Genomic DNA, 22330 nt, shown 5'->3' on the forward strand with positions numbered 1-22330 from the left:
GCAACTTATAAGAGAAAATACATCAAGACTTACAGGAGGTTAGAACATGTTACTACAAGATATTTTGGATTACAATGAACAATTTGTACAAAACGAGGAATACGCTCCTAGTGAAGCATCAAAGATGCCTAAAAAACGTATGGTTGTGGTTTCCTGCATGGATGCTCGCCTGGTTGAACTACTTCCAAAAGCACTAGATATACACGATGGTGATGCTAAAGTAATCAGGAATGCAGGGGGTAAGATTGCTTCCCCATTCGATAGTGTTATGCAGAGTGTTATAGCATCAGTGTATGATCTCAATGCAGATGAAATATTTCTTATTGGACACCATAGATGTGGTGCGAGTCAAACCAATCCAAAAGGAACAATTCAAAAAATGCTAGATCGTGGAGTAACTACACCGGAAATTTTATCAGCGATTGAATATGCAGGTGTTGATCTGGAAAAATGGCTTTTTGGCTTCAATGATGTTGAAGACTCGACTCAAGCTAACGTTGATTTAGTAAGAAATCATCCGCTTATTCCTAAAGATGTTCCGGTACATGGTTTAGTTATAGATCCTCATACAGGTAAATTGGATTTAGTAGTTGATGGATATAAAGAATTGAATGAAAGAAGACATTAATTTTTTATTATAATTTCACATATGAGAGGAAGTTATTCGGTATGAATAGACAAGAAGCTACACAAAAAATTATGGACGCAAAAATTGCAAAAGGTTTGACATGGGAAGAAATTTCAAAGGTAAGTGAACACTCTGAAACTTGGGTGGTAACTGCATTGCTAGGACAAGCGACAATGACACGCCCAGAGGCCGAAAAAGTGGGCCAACTACTAGAACTAGATGAAGAGGTAGTACAAGCATTAACCGTAGTTCCGCTAAGAGGCCAAATCATGCAAATGCCTCCGACTGATCCAATCTTGTACCGTTTATATGAAATGATGTTACAATACGCTCCAACGCTTAGAGAATTAATCCTTGAAAAAGTTGGCGAAGGTGTTATGAGTGCCATTAACTTCAATCTTGGCGTGGATACACAAGAAGATCCAAATGGTGGCGACCCTCGTATCGTTATTACACTTAACGGAAAATTCCTACCCTTCCGTGCATGGTAATTAATTAGATTAAATTCTTTCATCATATATAAATTCAAATGATCTTTATCTAAAAATTCATCCTTAATCATACATCTGTATCGATAAGGATGAATTTTTCTATGAGATTGTTTTCTAACAAAGGACAAAAGGATAATAATATGAATAAAAAATATATAAAAACTAGCTTTAGTATCCTACAATGGTTTGTGTTTCTATTAGCCAATGCTATTGCATTGCCCATTATCATTGGCGGAGTATTCCATTTATCAACAGCTGAGATATCCACATTGATGCAGCGAACTTTTTTCGTTGTAGGCATTAGTTCATTCATACAAGCATGGTTCGGACATCGCTATTCCATTGCAGACGGGCCAGCCGGCTCTTGGGTAAGTATCTTTGTCGTGCTTGGGCAAGTAGCTATGAGTCAGGGGCAGATTACAAAAGCCACACTTCAACTATTAGAAGGTGGATTGATCATTGCAGGAATCATACTTTTCTTTCTAGGTGTTACAGGACTTGTGCAACGGGTTTCACGGTTGTTTACCCCCTTGGTTACTGGCACATTTCTTCTAATCCTAGCTCTTCAGCTCAGTGGTGTGTTGTTGAAAGGGATGCTTGGATTACAAGGAGTTGTCACGCATCCTGATTATGTAACAGCAACCATCGCACTATTTGTTTTTTCCCTTATCATCTTCTTATCTATAAAAGGGAAAGGATGGCTCAAAAACTATGCTGTATTGCTTGGAATTTCGTGTGGCTGGATATTGTATGCTGTATTAGGAAAATCATCGCCGATCTCTGCTCCCACAACCTTTGTTAAGGTGCCAGAGATCTGGGCTTGGGGCGCACCTAGATTTGATATTGGAATGATAATAACGGCTACATTATTCACCTTTCTTTTAGTTTCAAATACGATTGCTGCCATTTCAGCCGTACAACAAGTGACTCCATTATCACAAGAGAATGAACAACAAACTCTGAACCGTGGCATATGGGTTGGAGGCATATCACATCTGATCTCCTCATTATTCTCTACGATTGGAATCGTTCCATTACCTGCATCAGCAGGATTCATACAATTAACGGGACAAAAAAAAGCAAAGCCTTTCCTTATAGCAAGTCTGATATTAGTAGGGATATCTTTTCTTCCCATTATTGTAGGCTTCATATCCTTGCTACCAGGTCCAATTGCTAACGCTGCACTTTTAGCAACCTTTGTCCAGTTAATCGGAATTTCATTTCAGTCAATCCTGCGTGAGCAATTAAATCAACGTCGATTAACCATACTAGGAATCGCATTATTAATCAGTTTGGGAATCATGTTTCTTCCAGAAGGCGCCTTTAACGGAATCCCGTCTTCTTTACAATATGTTTTAAGCAATGGATTACTCGTGGGTACTATGCTTGTCATCGTGCTCGAACTATTATGGAAAGAGTAACATTTCTCCATTCACCAAAAAAAGCAGCCCAAATGATTATATTGGGTTGCCTTTTTGTGTTGGATGTTTATATGTTCGACGTTTCAGATCATTATCAATTAGCGCATATATGAATCCTACCAGCCCAAAAATGATAATGGAGTTGGTAGAATTCAGATTGTATTCTTGAATAAAGTAGTGACTGTAAAACTTATGAAATATTAAAGTTCCTCCGATGCCACCCAGTATGGAATATAGCAGTACCCGAATAGATACACCGTTCACAAATCGGCTAAACACGATAGATAAAGGTAACAAAATGACAGGATAGAAGACAGACGCCATAAGAGTCATCATCATGATGAACATAAAGCCTATATTACGAAGTCCATAATATTCGCTTGTGGTGATTTTATATCCTTCGACTAGTTCTAAGCACCATACAGCAACGCTGAACAAAACAACAAAAGAAACCCATAAAATCAAGTACCTTCTTATATACAAAACCCCACCGCCTCATAAGCCATACATATTGTTCCGCTTCAATATTACTTTGAATTCTTGAATATATTTCCTTAATCATACTAAAAAAAGAGGGCGCCTAAGATTATTCTCTCAGGCTACCCTCTAGATGTATTAATTAACTTGTTTACTAGTCCAGTAAACACAACTTTAACTACAAAAGCACATTAGATTGTATGGAGAAAATAAAGTGTTAAACTGGAGTTGTTACTGTGACGCGATTTTTAAGCTTAAAATCGGCAGCTTTTGAAAAATAAGTTTTAGACTGAAATCTTCTTGTTAGTCCTGATACTATCAATACGCAAAAATAAAGTGTTAGACTGGTTAATTATTTAGTTTGCAATTGTTATCGGGACAGGAGTCACAAATAAGAGTGTATCATCAGATAAACACTCTTCTAATGCAGTTATTGATATTTGAAATTCTTTTGCCTTATTCAATGACCTATAAATTAGACACTTTAGGAAATGCTTATAGTATTTATTGATGTCTAATATTTTGTCCACTTTTTCAATTGCCTTTTCTAATTCATGTTGTTCTAGTTTATCGATAAAATACCACGGAATATAGTTAGGATCTCCTAATAATATTAGTTTATTACTTAATGTATTGTATTTTGATAAAAACTCGAGCTTTATTAAGGCTTTTACTTGAGTCTCATATTTTTCAGTTAGTGGTACACTAAACTCTGTACGTATATCTTTGAGCTCCATTTTCGCAGCTTTTCTTAGACTTTTCTTAAAAGTGACCTCCCAAGTTTGTAAAAACTCATTTGCAGTCAAGCAGTTCTTTATAAACTTTTCAAATGAATAAAAAAATGAATCTTGATATATCTTCTTAAATATAGTCTTTAAAATACTATTAAACTTTTCATTTTTACTACTGTTAAATTCAAAATCGCATTGTATAAAATCATTAAAACCAATATATGTTTGTGCATTTTCACGTATTGCCTCAGGACCAAATTCATTAACAGTTTGACAAGCTATTGCCATAATAAAATTATGTTTAAATAAACGCGCCTGATGCAGTTTCATTGATCTCACCAGTCTTCCACGCCTCACACTTAATAATGAATCATTCGCTCCATGAGAAGTTATTAAAACAACATCAGGATATTGTATCCTCTGTTGTAACTTCCCGATAAACTCATTAATGTCTACATACTGGTTATAAAGTTCTTCAGAAGTTTTATTGAACACATCATCAAAATAATTCTCAGTTCGTTTCATAAATCTAAATCCAGATTCATCTGAGTTGAAATGTATAATATCCAAAACTATCTCCTCTACTTTGTCTCAAGAAAATCAATAACAGACATCTCAAGAAAGTTATTTACAAATGAATTCCCTGGCTCTTCGTATAGTCTAATTGAGTTTATCAGTTCTTCTATACTGTAATGCTGTTCTCCAAACGATAAATTTATATCATTTAGAACATCTTTGTATTTCACTAAATATTTTTCCAATGAATTACTTATAGGATCAGAAGCTTCCAAAGCATCAATGAGTGCCTCTACAATTATTTGATCTGCTTTTTCACCAACTTTTTCATATTTCATTGAGAGCATCTCGCCACTCTTCGAAATAAATCTGAAAATATCATTATTAATTAACGATACAAAGTCTTCTTTAGCTAATAAGGATAGTCCATGCATAGTATAAAATACTATTTTGCATCTTTTATTAATTGTCTCTCTTATTTTTGAAACTAAATAAACACCTTTCAATCCATTGATATCATTTGAAAAATCATAATCAATTAGAGCAACATCAAAGACTTGATCTTTTTTATTTAGTTTTTTTAGTGCACCTTGAATTGTATCTTCCCAGAAAAAGTTTATTTCGAACTGGAAATTATACAATTCTTTGAGTTCATTATAAATTTCTCGATATTCTTCAATCGCATCATTTACACTTTGGTCATCATCAACAATTAGAACATTTCTAATTAACATCCGAATCCTACTTTCGTAATTTTATATGGAATTCGGCGCCTGACGAAAAATTCTTAGCCAAATTCAGTTCTCCTTTATATTCTTTAATGATTTCATCAACAATAGAGAGTCCCATACCAAAGCCTTCAGTTGTCGAAAAAAATGGATCAAAGATTCTATCCCTAATATGTTCAGGTACCCCTGTTCCGTTATCTTTAAATATAATAATAATATTTTTTGCATTCTCAGTAATCTCGACTCTAATTTCTTTATTCTGCTTAGATATTTTTTTAAATGATTTAAGTGAATTACTTACAAAGTTACTGAATATAGTCCTGAAATCATCTACGTCTATTTTATATAAAATACTTTCTGAAGAAATTAATGAACAGTTTATTTTCTCTAGATTAAACTCATCTTGAAAGGCGGCCAAGAATTGTCTGGCATGTTCCTTCAGATTAATTAACTCTTTAGTTCTTTCTCTAATCAAATGGTCTCTAGCACCCATCAAATAATCTCTTGCATCATCAGTATATATATCAATTTTATCAAAACTATTATTTAAGTACGCTACGATCTCTGTACACGTACTATTCTTGTTTCTTCTATAATAACGAATTTTTCTTTGCCCAGACGATGAAGCTGTTTTAACATTCTTTATTCTTATTAATGCTTCATGAATGATTTTATGTAAAAGTATTTCTTTATTGGCATTTCTCTTGTATACATCTAAAACTTCTTCTTGATTTTTTACAAAGTGTGCCTGTTCGGCCTGGCTTTTTTGAACAATGTTTGCTGCCTGCCGAATGACTTTTGCTGCCGTAGGTGAATTTTTTTGTAACTCCTTAGCAACCTTAGTTAGTTCTTTGACCGCTTCATCAACATTTTTTTTTGCTTCTTGGAATGTTTCATTCTTTGCTTTTTTGAAAAAGTACTTTTCTAAGACTTTGACAGCGTACTCCAAAATAAACTCTTTAAGTTGCCTTTCATACTCATTTTCCTTTAGTCCTTGCCTATTTGTAAGTACTTCAATTTTTTTATTATATAATTTATTAATTTGAACAAAACCTATAAGATCACGAGTACCCAAAAACCTCGCCGTCCCCTGTGTTTTCCTTCTATCCAAATCCAACCAGTCATTCCACTCTTCACCGTAAGGATGAATTCTAAACTCATCCCGATACAAACGAATATTACCGAAGTCCTTAACACGCATTCCCATTCGACTGTGAAACCTTAATTTTGCGGGTGTATCAAAGAAAAATATTTCTAAGAATATTGGGCCAAAGTCATAGGTATTAGGGTAATCTTCTTTATACTCTATTCCATCCCTACAAACCATTATCTCAATATTATTTGGATTATCTATACTAACAGATGTTCTTACCCAAAGATTACTCATATCTTCTAACCTGTAGGGGGTGATTTCAATTTCATCATCAAAAAAATCTGGTGCATATACTTTAATTGAAAAATTATCTTTTACACTCCTGAACGGTGATTTAAAATGACGTAAACTTTTAATAAGTTTAGAAATTGACGTTTCATCCCAATGATCACGTAGATCTTCAATTTCTAAAGTTACACCTTGAGATTGATCTTCGCTAACTTGTGTCTCAAGTATATATGGCACTGTAATGCTGTCTAAACTAGTATAATTATTTTCAAAGACCGACCAATCAAATTCCATATTTATTTTTTGTTTTGATTTTGCCTTTAAAGCTGATAATTTTAATCTAGACCCAAGTCTATCAACAGAGAATCTACCTATACCTTTATCGCCATTTAAAGGCCTGTTATAGATATCAGAAAATTCTTTTCCTTTTTTACTCTCTGTGCCAATTACCATCCACTTGTTTTCAATATCATCTAAATCCATTCCAGTACCATTATCACGAATAATTAATCTACCACAACCATCTTTTAGATTTGAGAAAATCAACATAACTTCTTTAGCATCAGCATCATACGAATTTTTAACCAATTCAAAAACGGCGGTTATTTCATCTGTCACTAAATCCTTACCGATTAGGCTTTTTACATTTGTTGAAGCCTTAAAACGCATAAATTGACTCATTATATCAAAACACCTACCTTTACTGATTTAATACCTTAGCTATTTCTCTAGCTATTGCTTTTGCAAATAAAGGTGGTACTGCATTACCTACTTGAGTATATTGCGGGGTTTCATACTTTCTCCGGTTTCCACCTGTTGTTCTTTTACCAAGAAATTCGAATGAATCATCAAATGATTGCAATCTTGCTAATTCTCTCACAGTTAATATCCTTGGATTGTTAGGATCATAATGAACAATATCATCTGGTAATGTGAGAACAGTTGGTGATACATTGTCTCTGTGCAATTTTGTACACCTATATTTCTTCGTATAATACTTGTTATACTCTTCATAATCTAGTCGCGCTAATAACTGAGCAATGCTCTCGTTAGGCCTTAGTTTTTTAAATCGCGCTACTACTTTTTCTTCATGTCTTGAGGCACTATGATTTAATAACTTTATCGACTTTAATCCCTCACCATTTGTACAAGGAGTTAAACCATTTCGCATGCTTTTCTGATATTTTGAGAGTTTGTATCTATTAGAATAGCTCGAACTTTCTTGTCCTTGTTTTAAAAATCGCAAATCTGAAATGGCTTCAGATACAGAAACGGTATAATTATAGGGCTCCGGGAAATCAGGGGGAGGTACTATATCAACAAACTTACCTTTAACTTTTTTTATCTGATGTCCAATAAAAATTACTCTAGGTCGATTCTGTGGGACTCCATAGTTCCTTGCATTTAACAACTTGTATCTAACTCTATATCCAAACTTTTCAGCTTCTTTTAGGATAATTTCTGGTACAGTTACATTCTCGTAAATTGCACCACTTATGGCTTTCAAACTTTCTACTTTATATGAAAGAATACCCTCAACATTTTCCATAATGAAGTATTTAGGCTTTACTATTTTTACAATTTTTAAGTAATCGAGAAATAAATGATTTCGAGGATCGCTTTTATTCCTTTTCCCTGTCAAACTAAACCCCTGACAGGGTGGACCACCAACAACAACAGATATTTCATTGCCTTTAAGAAACTCTTTCAACTTCTTTGGTTTTGTTAAAACCTTTACATCCCCCTGATGGAATAAAACATCTGTGTAACCTAATTGTATATGTCTATTTATATAAGTCTGTGAAGCTTCTATACTAAAGTCACATGCATTAGTAACTTTAAATCCAGCTTGTAAAAAGCCTTCTGACATTCCTCCCGCCCCAGAAAATAAATCGAGAACATTATATTTTTGACGATTCATTTAAGCCACCCAATCTATATTTTGTTCCAGGATACCATAATTAAATGTATTATTCCAGGAAGAACACCTCTTAATTCCATTCTACAGAATCTTCATGATTACAACCATATATATTTCTAACTAACTAGTAATTTTCAATAATATTTTATTTGTCCACTCCCTGCTCTTATCACTCTGAATATGTTTCAACTTCTCAACGCTCACACCAGCACACCGTTCAAGTACGTTCCGATCCCAATGGCCCCTCTTATGAACTAATCCCTAGAAGCTGCTTGATAGTATCCTCAATCACCTTAAGCTGAACCTGCTGCGAAGGACGAAGAATCAAAGTCGAGATCGACCAGTTATCCGGTCTAGCGGCTTCTAGTATATATGACGTACTCACTGCACTCGTAATCTGCACAACAGCGCAAGTCCTACGAACTCCATTCGGACATACGGAAAAACGTCTGCCCGCAGGTATTCGCAATAAAGACATGCTGATCTTAACAGGAAACGTTTGTTTTAATAACTGAATCATCTCGAAAAAAGAATCCAAACCAATTCCCTCAGAAGCCGAAATCGTCTCAAGCGTTTGAAAGTCTATAGGAGGTGTGTCACCACCTACTTACTTCTTCATGTATCCCTGAAGTCTTACCACCTCTACCTGAGTTAACAATAACATCTTGTCCCGTATTGGATTGCCTTACATGTTGTCTACATGTAAATACGACAGGAATGTTAGAAAAGTGCATAAAGGTAGGTGGAGCTTCCAAGACATCTTGATGGATGTCCTCTTTCGCATGATCACTTTCATAGTTCAACATGTAATCATCACAGTCAGCTCTTGAAGTTAGTCGAACTTGTTTATCACCATGAGTGGATTCACGTCTCTTCTTAGACGGGTGCCAAAATAAGATTTCCTCATGAGGATGTTTGAAGCCGCTGAAAACAATAATTTCATTGACCAAAATATAATCAATGAACTGCTCTCCTCGAACATGCACTTGTAGAGGATCTGATTCAAATACATCATTGTCTAGTGGGATACCTTTCTTACGAGCAGCATGAAGATTCGCGGTGAATTCTTTATTGCCTGACTGAGCAACAGTCGATATACAGAATCCAACATCGATTTTATACTTGTATCCGTTTAAATCCAAGATAACATTTTTTCAAAGGCCATACACCATTCATTTGTTCAGCAGCCCAGCGTACTCTTCGAATTTGAAACTTTGATACAGATTCCAAATAATTCGATAGAATGTCTATCGTAATAGGAAGCCTATCTTTTTGCTTTTCAAGCATGCTCAACTTACCAATTCGTTTCCCTATGGTTGCTTGACACACTCTAACAGGTCTAGATTGATCATTCATAAGCTCCTTATATGTCTCTTCAACCTACCAACTTAGCTCTAAATCACGGAGTTCCCATTCCACACTAACAGGCTTGCATCTGTTTGAATTAGACGAATTGGTTACCTTGTTCTTCTTTCCTATTACTTTTAAAGTTGATGTATGTCTAGTGGTATTTCCGTTAGCATATTTAATGACGGTGTTTGTATCGACACCAAGTTTAAGAGCCGTTGAACGATAGGACAGGCCTGATTTCAGGCATTCCTTGAGCTTAGCTTCTCATACCGAACCAAATGATTTAATTCCGCCCCTAGAAATCTATATTATTCCAATAAATCCAGTCCTATCCTGGAATACGAAAAACCACATGCACATCGAAATGTCCCTACAGGCTGTCCAGTATCCGAACAGCGAGTAATTTGGCACTCTTTAATGATAGACCCTCTATAATGATCCGCCGCTTTGTTCAGGTATGGCCACAGACCTTTAGCAAAAGGGGCTAGTTCTTGATCAGACCGTTTTAAAAACTCTGAGTATGAACCATACAAAAACCTTATTAGAAACATTAGACGTAAAGGATGCACCACTTAACCGATCTTGCATATTCTTTATCTTTATAAGTAATCAGAAAGTCTGTTGTCGTTACAATAGGAGTTCCCGTCTTAGGATCTTCCGGGTGTTCGACGCCTACTTTCTCTGCTATCATTAATGTTTCTTCAAGTGGAAGGAGTGGAAATTGCTCTCGAATATCTGATACCCCTTCTGAATAATCCTGAAGGTAGCAATAATCACGTTCGATATCGGAAAAAGCTCATGTCGCCGGTCAGTAGTCCAACCTATACCACGAGTCGCACTCCCTTGTGAGGGAACATCTTGAACACTAAGCCATGAAAGATAGTCCTTTCCGTTACCTTGACCTCTTCCTTCTTTAAGAAATCGTTCTATTTTAGCTTGTGTAATCTCACGTTTCCGCTTAGCCATTCCTTCCACTCCCAATCTATAAAATAATGAGGCTACCTAAAGGTAGCCCCACAAAAAGAGGAGTCGTGTTGTAATCCTGGATGTCGAATCTAAGACTGTAGAAGAGTTACTCGTAGCGTATGTCCGTATCTGTGTATGTAACGAAAATAAAGTCGTATGGCTCCTCCCCCAACTTCCTCACCTTCAAAAAAGCCCGTCTCTACGCCCTTCCCACCTGTTCATCCTGATTTATCTGACCACACGAGCACATAAAGTCGTATCAGAAAATGCAGGGAAAAAGACAGGGATTAGGGCACAGGAATAGCCTGAATAAAAAGCCTGAGAAAATATCAGAATATTCCGCAAATCCTTAAGTAGCCTGAGATATCCTCAGAGATAAGATACGAGAAGAAGTTTTCATTTCCCTTCCCTTTTCCCTAAAACAAAAGAGCCGAGCAAATGTCAGGAAATAATCCTGAATCTGCTAGGCTCTGATACGACTTTATTTGCTTTGATACGAGTTTATTTTACTGGTTAAGGACTTTATTTTGCGGGCTACACTGCTGTGAGTCTGATACTCCCCGCTCCTACTCCACCGTCACACTCTTCGCCAAGTTCCGCGGCTTATCCACGTCATGACCCAGTGCAAGCGACGCATAGTAAGCTAGAAGCTGTAGCGGCACAACAGACAATGCTGCTGTAAGAATCGGCAATGTCTTCGGAATCGCAAAAGCCTGATCCACAGACTTCAGCAGGTTCACGACCTGCTCTTCATGCGTGATCACCATCACGTCAGCACCGCGCGCCTTAACTTCCTTGATGTTGCTAACCGTCTTCTCAAGTACGTCTTCCTGTGTCGCCAAAGCGATCACTGGAATGCCATCCTCGATCAAAGCGAGTGTTCCGTGCTTCAATTCACCTGCAGCATAAGCTTCAGAGTGAATATATGAGATCTCCTTTAGCTTAAGCGATCCTTCTTGAACAACGGCATAATCTTGGCCGCGACCAATGAAGAACAAGTGCTCATGCTTCGAGATTTGTTCCGCATAATTTCTAATTGCTTCTGTATTCGCGAGCATCGACTCCACCTGTTCAGGTAGAGCTTCCATCGCTGCAAGAATCTCAGCCGCAGCATCCTCTGTAATCGTACCACGAGCCTGAGCTAAATACAGACCGAACAGATAGAATGCAATCAGTTGTGATGTGTATGCCTTGGTAGACGCCACTGCAATCTCCGGACCAGCCAGCGTGCCAAGCACGTCATCTGCTTCGCGGGCAATCGAGCTACCTACGACGTTAGTAATGGCAAGTACATGTGCTCCATTACGCTTAGCTTCTCGAAGTGCAGCAAGTGTATCTGCCGTCTCACCAGATTGGCTAACAACAATCACAAGGGTCTCAGGGGTAACAATTGGTGAACGGTAGCGATATTCAGAAGCCACATCATTTTCCACCGGAATACGAACCAGTGATTCAATAACATGACGCCCGATCAGGCCGGCATGATATGCGGTACCGCAGGCAACAATCTGCACATTACGGATCTTCACAATCTGCTCCATTGTTAGCTTCAGCTCAGGCAATACGACCTTACGTCCACTCTCATCCACACGTCCGAGCATCGTATCGCGATAAGCTTTCGGCTGTTCATGAATCTCTTTCAGCATGAAGTGATCATAACCGCCCTTTTCCGCTGTAACGGCATCCCAATCGACACGAATCATTTCCCGAGAAATAAAGTTCCCCTCGATTGTCATCAATTCGACAGCATCTGCAGTAAGCAAAGCCATCTCTCCGTCATTCAAAATGTACACATCGCGCGTATATTTCAGAATCGCCGGAATATCAGAACCGATGAAGTTCTCTCCATCACCAAGACCGATAATCAGTGGGCTGGCTTGACGCACAGCAACCAATTTATCAGGCTCATACTCAGTCAGTACACCAAGAGCAAAAGCACCTCTCATGTAGCGAATAGCCTTCTGTACCGCTTTTACAATGTCACCGTCATACTCACGAGCAATTAGATGGGAAATAACCTCCGTATCCGTCTCAGATACAAAATGATGTCCCTGTTCCATCAGCTCTTCCTTTAGCTCCAAGTAGTTCTCCACAATCCCATTGTGTACTACCGAGAATTTCTGGCTGTTGTCCGTATGCGGGTGTGAATTCACATCCGACGGCTTACCATGCGTAGCCCAGCGCGTATGCCCAATCCCGGCTGTACCGACAAGTGGAGCACCCTCCAGCTTGGATTCCAGGTTAGCAAGACGTCCTTGCGCTTTAGCAACACGAAGACCTTCGTTTGTGAACACAGCAATTCCAGCTGAGTCGTAACCGCGATACTCTAGCTTCTTCAATCCATCGATCAACACCGACTGAGTCTTCTGATTTCCAATATATCCGACAATACCACACATAGTATGATTCCTCCGTTTTTTCCATATATGATCGTGTGGAAAATAACGCGGCGCATATGTGCGGCATATCAGAAGAAGAATGATCTATTCAATTATCAACGTTCCGTCATATCAGATATCTATATATTCCGAATAGTATAATCGTCATGAATGCACTCTTCTTCCACCGCGTAGACCGCGTTATCGCACACTCATGGGTTAGGTTAGTATGATGGCATCTGTCGGTACGTTGTATGAACGGTCGCCCACTCATTTTCCGATCCGACTTACGGTTGATGCAATTTACCGGGAGGCCCCCGCCGAACATTTCGAACACCTCCACCTCGTCAGCTTGCTCTGCCGATGGCTTTCTATGAATGATTCGTTCTCATTCATAGCTTCAGACCATTCCCGCGCAGACTCAAGCTCTGGCGCTTGTAAAACAACGTAACCTCACAATCCTCGCTCTCTATCTTTGAATGATATTTATATATTATATTCATGCGATGCCAGTTTGGCAACTCGACTACACACCTACGACAATGTACCCTATAATTGTGAAATTCTCATGAAAAAGCCGGTGAAACCTTATTGATAGTCCCACCGGCCCAACCGGAGCTTAACTCTACACCCTATAAAGACCCTATAAACAGAAACCAGCGATTATGCCAGTTCCCGCTTCACAACATCCGCAACTTGTGCCACATAACGATCAAGTTCATCTTTATCCGGGCCTTCAGCCATAACACGAATCAAAGACTCTGTTCCTGAAGGACGAACCAGCACACGGCCATTGTCGCCAAGCAGCTGTTCAACTTCAGCAATAGCAGCTTCAATCTGTGTATTACCTTCATACTTGCTCTTATCGCCAACACGAACATTCACAAGTACTTGTGGATATTTACGCATACTGCACTTTAAATCACTCAGACGCTTACCTGAGGATACAATAGTATCCACAAGCTGAATACCTGTTAGAATACCATCGCCTGTCGTATTGTAATCCAAGAAAATAACATGCCCAGATTGCTCGCCACCGAGGTTATAACCCCCACGACGCATTTCCTCCATCACATAACGGTCACCCACAGCTGTTTTAGCTGTTTTTAGTTTCAAGGTATCACAAGCTTTGTAGAATCCGATGTTACTCATCACCGTAGATACAACTGTGCCTTCCTTCAGCTTGCCAGCACGATTCATAGCCTCACCGCAGATGCATAGAATAAAGTCTCCATCCACTTCTTCACCTGTATGATCTATCGCGATAAGTCGATCTGCATCCCCATCAAATGCCAATCCGAGATCTGCATTATGACGTATCACTTCTTCTTTCAAATGCTCTGGATGTGTTGATCCGCATTGTTCATTGATATTCAGACCGTTCGGCTCTGCACCAATGGCAATAACCTCTGCTCCGAGCTCACGGAACAATTTAGGAGCTAGCTCATAAGCTGCACCATTCGCACAGTCGAGTACCACTTTCAACCCGTCAAAACGATTAGTAATCGTTGTTTTCAAGTACTCCAAGTATTTATATTTAGCTTCATCATTAACAATGACTTCACCTAAATCTTTACCAATCGGACGAGGAAGTTCATCGATTTCGGCATCCATCAGCTCTTCAATCTTCAACTCTGTTTCATCGGTCAGTTTAAAACCGTCGCCTCCGAAGAACTTAATCCCGTTATCCTCTACCGGGTTATGGGAAGCTGAGATCATCACGCCAGCATCTGCTTTGAGCAGTCTTGTAATGTATGCCACCGCAGGTGTTGAAACAACACCCAATCGAATGACGTGCGCGCCGATGGATAACAATCCAGCAACCAGAGAGGACTCTAACATCGCTCCAGATACACGGGTATCCATACCGATAACTACTGTCGGCTTTTCTTTATCACCAGTGAGGACATAACCTCCACACCGTCCAATACTATAAGCTAATTCAGCAGTCAGTTCCCTATTGGCAACCCCTCTGACACCATCTGTTCCAAAATATTTCCCCATGTTACGTTATCTCCTTTTTATCTACTCTTATCGTGTTATTCACTTGGTGGGTCTACACTGTTTACTGACGTGGTTCCCTCTTCATGGTTCTCACCTGATGGAGGTGTCGTGCCAGGATGATCGGTATTGTCTTCATCTGTCTGATTGTCATCCGAAGATCCAGTGCCGTTGCCGTTTTCACTACCATTGTTATTTCCATTGCCGTTACCTGACCCAGGTTTGTCTGCAGGCACATCTGGTTTTTCAGTATTTGTGTCTTCATTCGGTTTATCCGTTGGTTTGCCGCTAACCGGCTTGTCGATTTCTGTTAACTCTACTTTCACAACTAGGCGCTTCTGATCGACCCGATTAATAAAATTGGGCAATGTCACCTGAAGCGGTATTTCATGTGTTCCGGCCTTCAAGCCGGCGACATTCGCAACCAAACCAATGTCAGTAGGCTGCAGACTGTTGAGCAAATCCGGTGCTCCCGTCAGCGTCAATGACATCGTTTGATTTTTAGGTTCTGTTATTCTGGCCTCCATCCCTGAAGGTACTCCCTTAAGAGAGACGGGTATACCATCCATCACACGCTCCCCATGAGAAACAGCATTGATCTCAACCTGTACGGAGCTAGGCTCGATTCTCTCAAAACCTTCAGGCGGCGTCAAGTCGGCCGTAAGAACCGTTATTCCAGATTTTTTTACATTGGCTAAATTTATTGTAACCCCAGTATAGGTCTTTGCTCCTGCAAGAGCCTCTTTGCTCCCGAACAACTTAACCTCTTTCACCTTGGGATTCACTTTGGAAAGAACTAAATCCTCAGGAAGACGTCCTGTATACTCAAATTCAATTGGAACCGTTACGAAAGAGGCTTCGATTGGAATCTCGGCAGCGACGGTAGAAGGTTCTAGAATTGCATCTTCCAACACTTTCCCATCCTTATCATATGCCGCAAGTTTCACCTTTTTCTCTACGATATTTTCATTAGCTCCGTCCAGATCAACAATCCCCTTGACCTCAGCCAAGCGAGCAAGCTCTGATTCTGGAAGGGTAACATTCACACTACCTGGTTCAATGGTCACAGGTGCACCAACTCTATAATCTTTGGCAGGCTCTCCCTTGGTTCCGATCGTAACATTAACGGGCTTGGTTACCCGCTTTTCTACGGTTACAGTAACTACAGAAGGATTAATTGACACTAGCTCCACTCCACCAGGTAAGGAAGCCTTTAGTGGAAGTGTGTGCGTACCTGGCCCTTTGACACTGCTTAAATCCAACTTCACTTTGTATTCATCAGCAAAAATCGTTGTGATATCAGAGCGACGTCCTTTGACCTCCAGATTCACTCTGTCGATATTGATGCCCGTTAGGGCATAATCGGAATCATCAAAGCCATAGGTTTGTATTTTGACATCTTCAATTATTTTCGTATCAATAATGGTGGTAGGAGGCGTTGGAGCCCCACTATCCATATGAACCATTCCCCACAACAGCACACTGACCGCAAGGGCCATAAGTTTAGTTGTCAAGTTATTCTTAAACCATTTATCCATTCTCACCGTCTCCCTTCCGTTTCCAGAAGAACGAACGTTTCTCTTTGATGGAGGCGGCAGGTCGCAATTCTTCATACAGTTTCGAGATGAGTGACTCTTCTTTAATATCACGTACAACATGTCCGTTAATTGCAAGGGAAACTTGTCCTGTTTCCTCAGATACAACTACAGAGATTGCATCACCAACCTCACTGATTCCGATTGCTGCTCGGTGCCTCGTTCCAAGTTCCTTACTAATAAAAGGATTCTCCGACAAAGGTAGATAACATCCCGCAGCCGCTATCTGATTATTCTGGACGATAACTGCTCCATCGTGGAGTGGGGTATTGGGGATAAAAATGTTAATAATCAGCTCAGAGCTAATTACAGAACGCATCGGAATACCCGATTCCACGAACTCATTCAGACCGGTTGTTCGCTCAAAAACAATCAAAGCACCGATCTTTCGACGAGACAGATAATTCACGGCTTTAATCGTTTCTGCGATTAATTTATTGGTTTCTTCATCCATATCAGCTGACCTGCCAAACAACTTTCCACGGCCAAGCTGCTCCAACCCACGTCTTAGCTCTGGCTGGAAGATAATAAATATTGCCAGCACACCAAACGTGAAGATCTGATTCATCAGCCACTTCAGTGTATAAAGATCAAACCAGGTACTGAGCGCCCAGATAAGCACCAAGACCAGGATTCCTTTTAATAGCTGAACAGCCCGTGTACCGCGTACGAGTAAGATCAGATGATAAATAATATAGGTAACGATAAGTATATCGATTATATCCTTAATGGACTCTTTCCAGTTTAAGTCCGTAAAATACTCCATACTGCAACCCCCGTCATCCTTTAATAACGCCTGTGATTTATATGTAGTATGTGCTCTACACTATCTAGGTTATAACGTTAAACCTCGCGATGCAAGTCGAGCACCCATTCCTCGTAAAAAAATAACAAAAAATCACAAAAAAGCGCCTTCCTTCCGGAGAAAAAAGGCGCCGTTATTCAACAAGGTGCAAATCTCATCTTAGCGGTAAGCGACATCCGAGAACAGATTGGTGATCTTATACCAGATCCAATCCATTGCCTTATCAATATCCTTTACTTGCCCGGATATGTGAGCCGTAGAAGCTTGAAAAAGCTCTCCGTCGATGACAGTTAAATTCCCTTGAACCTGTCCGAAAACCTGAGCCTTGCCATTCTCCACAGTTATATCCCCTGTAATGACCTGATCCGGTGGAATAATAACCGTCTTGCCTTCGATTACGAGTTTATCGAGTTCACTACCCTTTACGACAAGTTGATTATCCTGGTCCCAGAAGCTGACGGTGCTAAAGAGCATAACGACAAGAAAAAGAGCTGCTGCTGTGATAGCTGGATGATTCTTCACCCATGTGATCCAAACCTTCTGTTTCTTTTGCTTAGGCAGCATTCCCATAATTCGGTCCGTCAAATCGTCGGAAGGCCCTGTATCATGATGTGTCAAGGAAAACAGCAGCATATCCGTCTGTTCCAGTTCCTCGAACCTGTTCCGGCAGTCAACACATTGCAGCATATGGGATTTTAGCTCCAGCTGCTGCGGCTTGGACAGATCATTGTCCAAATAATCGTGCATCAAAGAGACGGCCAATTTGCAATCCATATGAGCCAGTCCTTTCGTTCAATCTCTGTGCTGGGTCTACTCCCCATTCAGGGGCATAAGACTTGCTTAATGTTCAATACGAATCGGAAGCGGTGATGTTTCATAATTTTTTTATAAATCTACAACTTAAATTCCAGCTTCTTACGTAAATATTCCCGACCGCGATGAACTCTCGTCTTAATCGTTGTCACAGGTAGATCAAGAACATCACTGATCTCCTGAAGTGACATGTCCTGAATATATCGCAATATCATTATTGTTTTATACTTAGCGGGAAGTGACTCAATGGCCTGATGAATAATCCGCTGTGTCTCGGATATTAGCATTTCGGATTCCGGTGTTCGATCATCGCTAGGTATCATCGAATAACCGTCCATTCCCTCTTGATCATTCATATCCGCATCAAGTGAGTAGGACGGCTTGCGCTTACGCAGCCGATCTATACAAAGGTTTGTCCCAATCCGGTATATCCATGTTGAAAATTTCTGATTCTCATCGTAGCGATCTAGACTCTTATATACGCGCAGGAATGTCTCCTGAACGATATCCTCAGCCTCATGCCGGTTATTTAACATCCGGTATGCTAGATGAAATATTTTATCTTTATAAAGTCCTACGATTTCGGCAAATGCTCGCTGATCTCCTTTACGAGCTAGCTTAGCCAATCTTACATCCAAATTGTCCACCATAATTCCCCCAGAATGGTCTGATGGGTAACGTCTAAAAGTCTCTAAAGCATCATTAAAATGGTAATTCAACTCATTATAAATTGCAACACAATTCGAAAAACAAGGTGTTCACGACAGCCTTAACAGCTTCTTTAATATCTATTCTTTCAAGTTAATGTGCAAAGAGGATAACCCTCTGGTGACAAAATTAAAAAAGTGAGGCTCCTCCAGGGAACCTCACTTTAGACCATCCCTATCTAATACATTTCACGCTAGATATCAACCCGTATTCCGAAGACCGGCAGCAATACCATTAATCGTCAGCAATACCTCACGAAGCAAGTCAGGGTCATCTTCGCCCTTCTCACGTAGATCACGCAACTCATTCAGTAGTTGAACCTGCAGATAACTCAACGGATCAACATACGGGTTGCGGAGTCTGATGGATTCCTGCAAGACCGGTTGATTGTCCAGGATATCCTGTTGTCCTGTGATCTTGAGGACCATCTCTTTAGTAAGCTTGAACTCCTCTTTAATGAGGCCAAATATTCGCTCACGAGCCACATCATCGTTTGTCATAAGTGAATATTCCTTCGCAATGATCAAATCAGCTTTCGCCATAGCCATTTGCAAAGTATCGATCATGGATGTAAAGAAAGGATAATTAATGTACATATCCTGCAAAGTCTTCATATTGTCTTCATTGTCTTGATAGAAGCTCTGAAGGCCCGTACCAGCCGCGTACCAAGCAGGGAGTAAATAACGACTCTGAGTCCAAGCAAACACCCAAGGGATGGCACGTAGGTCCTCAAAACGGTCACTGTTCTTCCGCTTGGAAGGTCGTGAACCAATATTCAACTCTCCAACCTCAGGTAGCGGGGTGGATTCTTTGAAGAAGCTCAAGAAATCCGGATCGCGGAAGATTAGATCTTGGTACTTCTTCTGAGATACTTCTGAAATTTTCGCGGAAATTTGTTCCCACTCTTTTTCATTCGCATTCTCTTCTGGCGTACGCGCATTAATCGACGCACGAATCAATGCTGATGTCGCTTGCTCCAAACTACGGTATGCAATTCCTTTTAAGGAATAACGAGAGGATATAACCTCACCTTGTTCCGTTATCTTGATGCCACCAGCGATCGTGCTAGCAGGCTGTGCCAGAATACTACGGTTAAGTGGCATACCACCACGTCCGAGTGAACCACCACGTCCATGGAAGTACTTCAGCTTCACGCCGAACTCACTACCCACAGCCGTAATCTCTTTCATGGCTACCTGCAGCTCCCAGTTCGCTGTAACAGCGCCACCGTCTTTATTACTATCAGAGTAACCAAGCATGATTTCCTGAAGATCATTCATCGCTTTCACGCCTTCACGGTAGATCGGAAGGTTAAACAGTCGACGCATAATATCTGGAGCTGCATGCAGATCCTCAATTGTCTCAAACAATGGTACAGCTTGAAGAGTAGCAACCACTGTACCGTCGTTCTCCTTGGTAAACAATCCTACTTCCTTCGCGAAGACCATAACTTCCATAATGTCACTCGCGCCCTCAGCCATACTGATCAGGTAACTCGAAATACAGTTTACCCCGAATTCCTTCTGAGCTCGATATACCGTACGGTATACTTCAAGACACTCTTCTGTGCTGTCGCTGTACTCCTGATAAGGAGTTGTGAGCGGACGAGGATCATTAAGCAGCTTATTCAAAAGCTCAATCTTGTCTTCCTCTTCAAGTGAAGCGTAGTCGCTAACTACGTTCATTTTCGCCAAAATCTCAGCCATTGCATTTTCATGCTCTTTACTGTGTTGACGAATATCCAAAGTAGCCGTATGGAACCCAAACAGTTCAACCTGACGAATCAATTTCTTAATATATGTGTCCGCTACATAATCGGCATAATGATGCCGTAAACTACGATCAATAATTTGCAAGTCTTCGATGAATTCTTCTGGTGATTCATAACGCTCTTTACCAGTCATATTGGTATCCAGAACGTGAACCATCTTAGCTAGCATATAAGCAAGCTTGATTCGATATGGCTCTTTCTCATTGTGCCAAATTTCCATCTTCTTCAGTGTAACGTTCTCACGATCCGTAAGAATCGATTGTTTCAACTCATCGGACACGTTTACAATCGTTGCACTAAAGCTGAGGTTTTTCATGAGCCCTGTCAAAATATTCTGGTACTCCCGAATAGCCAGCTTCCGTTGCATTTCAAGCGTCTTCCAAGTTACATCAGCTGTTACTGAAGGGTTACCGTCACGGTCGCCACCGATCCATGAGCCAAAACGGAGATATGTCGGTACATGCCAGTCAGAACCGGGATAGTACTTAGTTAAGCAGCGCTCAAGCTCTTGATAAACTTCTGGCAAAATGTGAAACAGCGTTTCATGAAAATAATACATACCATTGCGAACCTCATCAAGCACTGTTGGTTTGCGGTCACGCAGCTCATCCGTCTGCCATAGTGTAATGACTTCATTAAGAAGCTTTTCACGAAGCTGTTCTCTTTCACGGAATGTAAGCGTTGGGTTATCAAGGAGCATAACATCTTCCGAAATTCTTTTGTGGATATCGAGAATGGCGCGACGCATCGCCTCTGTAGGATGTGCGGTCATTACTAGCTCCAGGGAAAGACTTTCAAGAATCTCTTGAACTTCTTCGTACGTGAAATTGCGTTCTTTCAAATCCTGGACTGCACTTTCAATCGATCCTGGTTGTACACTCTCGCCTGCAGAACGCTCATAGTCGCGTTTGCGGCGAATTCGATGATTCTGTTCTGCGATGTTGACCAATTGAAAATAAATAGCAAACGCTCTGATCACCTGATGACGATTGTCTGGATCCAGCGTGCTGACAATCCTTTTAAAATCTGCGAACAATTCAGGTAAAAACACGGAACGTAATGATTTACTAGTTTCACGAATCTTCTCAACGATCTCTAAAAGCTCATTGCCTCCCTGATGGACAAGAACTTCGCCAAGAATGTTTCCTAAAAACCGTACATCACGCCGCAGCAGATTATTGGAATTGCTTTTTGCGGTTACAGTAAGTTCAGTCATGCTACTCCTCCCATCTAAACCCGTTCTAACAGTTTATCTTTTTTATGCCTTCCTAATATCATACAATAAATGCGAACGAAAATCTCCACTTTCTAACCGAAAAAATTCGCCAGATCGACAAAAAAAACTGTTTTTAGCTATAAACATTTCAATACAAGCCTTATCTTCCCACAAAACTAGTCTTCATAACCCATAACTTTAGCGCATTGCCACTTCACAGAGGTATGACCTCAAGATGTAAAAAAAACATCACACTTGGTGATGTCTACTTTATGTATGGAGCGGGTGATGGGAATCGAACCCACGCTATCAGCTTGGAAGGCTGAAGTTCTACCATTGAACTACACCCGCAGATGTAACAATCGGGATGACACGATTTGAACATGCGACCCCCTGGTCCCAAACCAGGTGCTCTACCAAGCTGAGCTACATC

The 22330-nt window shown here is 40.2% G+C and carries 21 protein-coding genes and 1 tRNA gene; 3 read left to right on the plus strand and 19 right to left on the minus strand.

Annotation, left to right across the window (positions count from 1 at the left end; genetic code table 11):
- Positions 1–46 precede the first annotated feature (46 nt).
- The 3 genes from AC3WJJ_RS24185 (at position 47) to AC3WJJ_RS24195 (ending at position 2540) form a co-directional block, all read left to right on the plus strand.
- Positions 47–628: a beta-class carbonic anhydrase gene (locus AC3WJJ_RS24185; RefSeq protein ID WP_492544571.1), complete on the plus strand. Its 582-nt coding sequence runs from the start codon at positions 47–49 to the stop codon at positions 626–628.
- A 41-nt stretch (positions 629–669) separates the two neighbouring features.
- On the plus strand, positions 670–1119 hold the full coding sequence (cynS, locus tag AC3WJJ_RS24190; protein ID WP_492544573.1) for a cyanase: 450 nt from the start codon (positions 670–672) through the stop codon (positions 1117–1119).
- Between the two features lie 140 nt (positions 1120–1259).
- Positions 1260–2540 carry a purine/pyrimidine permease gene (locus AC3WJJ_RS24195; RefSeq protein WP_492544575.1) on the plus strand — a complete coding sequence of 427 codons (1281 nt, stop codon included), beginning with the start codon at positions 1260–1262 and terminating at the stop codon, positions 2538–2540.
- A 36-nt stretch (positions 2541–2576) separates the two neighbouring features.
- On the opposite strand, the gene AC3WJJ_RS24200 is transcribed toward AC3WJJ_RS24195, so the two are convergent.
- From AC3WJJ_RS24200 to AC3WJJ_RS24290, 19 genes are all read right to left on the minus strand, one after another.
- The gene (locus AC3WJJ_RS24200; protein WP_492544577.1) at positions 2577–3005 is read right to left on the minus strand and encodes a hypothetical protein; all 429 of its coding nucleotides are present in this window, start codon (positions 3003–3005) and stop codon (positions 2577–2579) included.
- A gap of 368 nt (positions 3006–3373) precedes the next feature.
- On the minus strand, positions 3374–4273 hold the full coding sequence (locus AC3WJJ_RS24205) for a hypothetical protein (RefSeq protein ID WP_492544579.1): 900 nt from the start codon (positions 4271–4273) through the stop codon (positions 3374–3376).
- A 56-nt stretch (positions 4274–4329) separates the two neighbouring features.
- On the minus strand, positions 4330–4998 hold the full coding sequence (locus AC3WJJ_RS24210) for a response regulator (RefSeq protein ID WP_492544581.1): 669 nt from the start codon (positions 4996–4998) through the stop codon (positions 4330–4332).
- A gap of 7 nt (positions 4999–5005) precedes the next feature.
- A complete protein-coding gene (locus tag AC3WJJ_RS24215; protein WP_492544583.1) occupies positions 5006–7054 on the minus strand; it encodes an ATP-binding protein in 2049 nt (682 codons plus the stop codon).
- A gap of 19 nt (positions 7055–7073) precedes the next feature.
- Entirely contained in the window at positions 7074–8294 is a 1221-nt protein-coding gene (locus AC3WJJ_RS24220) for a DNA cytosine methyltransferase (RefSeq protein ID WP_492544586.1), read from the minus strand.
- A gap of 247 nt (positions 8295–8541) precedes the next feature.
- Entirely contained in the window at positions 8542–8832 is a 291-nt protein-coding gene (locus AC3WJJ_RS24225) for a Tn7-like element transposition protein TnsE (protein ID WP_492544588.1), read from the minus strand.
- 58 nt (positions 8833–8890) lie between these two features.
- The gene (locus AC3WJJ_RS24230) at positions 8891–9436 is read right to left on the minus strand and encodes a hypothetical protein (RefSeq protein ID WP_492544590.1); all 546 of its coding nucleotides are present in this window, start codon (positions 9434–9436) and stop codon (positions 8891–8893) included.
- Entirely contained in the window at positions 9411–9650 is a 240-nt protein-coding gene (locus tag AC3WJJ_RS24235) for a hypothetical protein (RefSeq protein ID WP_492544592.1), read from the minus strand. Before AC3WJJ_RS24235 ends, AC3WJJ_RS24230 begins: the two co-directional genes overlap by 26 nt.
- A gap of 302 nt (positions 9651–9952) precedes the next feature.
- Positions 9953–10195, minus strand: coding sequence for a TnsD family Tn7-like transposition protein (locus tag AC3WJJ_RS24240; protein ID WP_492544594.1), 243 nt, complete (start codon positions 10193–10195; stop codon positions 9953–9955).
- Positions 10195–10335 (minus strand): hypothetical protein, encoded by a 141-nt coding sequence (locus AC3WJJ_RS24245; RefSeq protein WP_492544596.1) that lies wholly within the window; start codon positions 10333–10335, stop codon positions 10195–10197. The genes AC3WJJ_RS24240 and AC3WJJ_RS24245 overlap by 1 nt, the downstream gene beginning before the upstream one ends.
- On the minus strand, positions 10335–10610 hold the full coding sequence (locus AC3WJJ_RS24250) for a hypothetical protein (protein ID WP_492544598.1): 276 nt from the start codon (positions 10608–10610) through the stop codon (positions 10335–10337). The genes AC3WJJ_RS24245 and AC3WJJ_RS24250 overlap by 1 nt, the downstream gene beginning before the upstream one ends.
- Before the next feature lie 566 nt (positions 10611–11176).
- Entirely contained in the window at positions 11177–13009 is a 1833-nt protein-coding gene (gene glmS, locus AC3WJJ_RS24255) for a glutamine--fructose-6-phosphate transaminase (isomerizing) (protein WP_492544600.1), read from the minus strand.
- A 642-nt stretch (positions 13010–13651) separates the two neighbouring features.
- A complete protein-coding gene (gene glmM, locus AC3WJJ_RS24260) occupies positions 13652–14992 on the minus strand; it encodes a phosphoglucosamine mutase (RefSeq protein WP_492544602.1) in 1341 nt (446 codons plus the stop codon).
- A 35-nt stretch (positions 14993–15027) separates the two neighbouring features.
- Positions 15028–16527 (minus strand): CdaR family protein, encoded by a 1500-nt coding sequence (locus tag AC3WJJ_RS24265; RefSeq protein ID WP_492544604.1) that lies wholly within the window; start codon positions 16525–16527, stop codon positions 15028–15030.
- Entirely contained in the window at positions 16520–17350 is an 831-nt protein-coding gene (gene cdaA / locus AC3WJJ_RS24270; protein WP_422658426.1) for a diadenylate cyclase CdaA, read from the minus strand. The genes AC3WJJ_RS24265 and cdaA overlap by 8 nt, the downstream gene beginning before the upstream one ends.
- A 198-nt stretch (positions 17351–17548) precedes the next feature.
- Positions 17549–18163 (minus strand): zf-HC2 domain-containing protein, encoded by a 615-nt coding sequence (locus AC3WJJ_RS24275; RefSeq protein WP_492544607.1) that lies wholly within the window; start codon positions 18161–18163, stop codon positions 17549–17551.
- 119 nt (positions 18164–18282) lie between these two features.
- Positions 18283–18852 carry an RNA polymerase sigma factor SigW gene (sigW, locus tag AC3WJJ_RS24280; RefSeq protein ID WP_422658428.1) on the minus strand — a complete coding sequence of 190 codons (570 nt, stop codon included), beginning with the start codon at positions 18850–18852 and terminating at the stop codon, positions 18283–18285.
- Between the two features lie 258 nt (positions 18853–19110).
- Positions 19111–21897, minus strand: coding sequence for a phosphoenolpyruvate carboxylase (ppc, locus tag AC3WJJ_RS24285; protein ID WP_492544609.1), 2787 nt, complete (start codon positions 21895–21897; stop codon positions 19111–19113).
- Positions 21898–22174: 277 nt separating this feature from the next.
- Positions 22175–22248, minus strand: a tRNA-Gly gene (locus tag AC3WJJ_RS24290).
- Positions 22249–22330 lie beyond the last annotated feature (82 nt).

It is taken from the genome of Paenibacillus sp. FW507-14B1B (genome assembly GCF_058781425.1).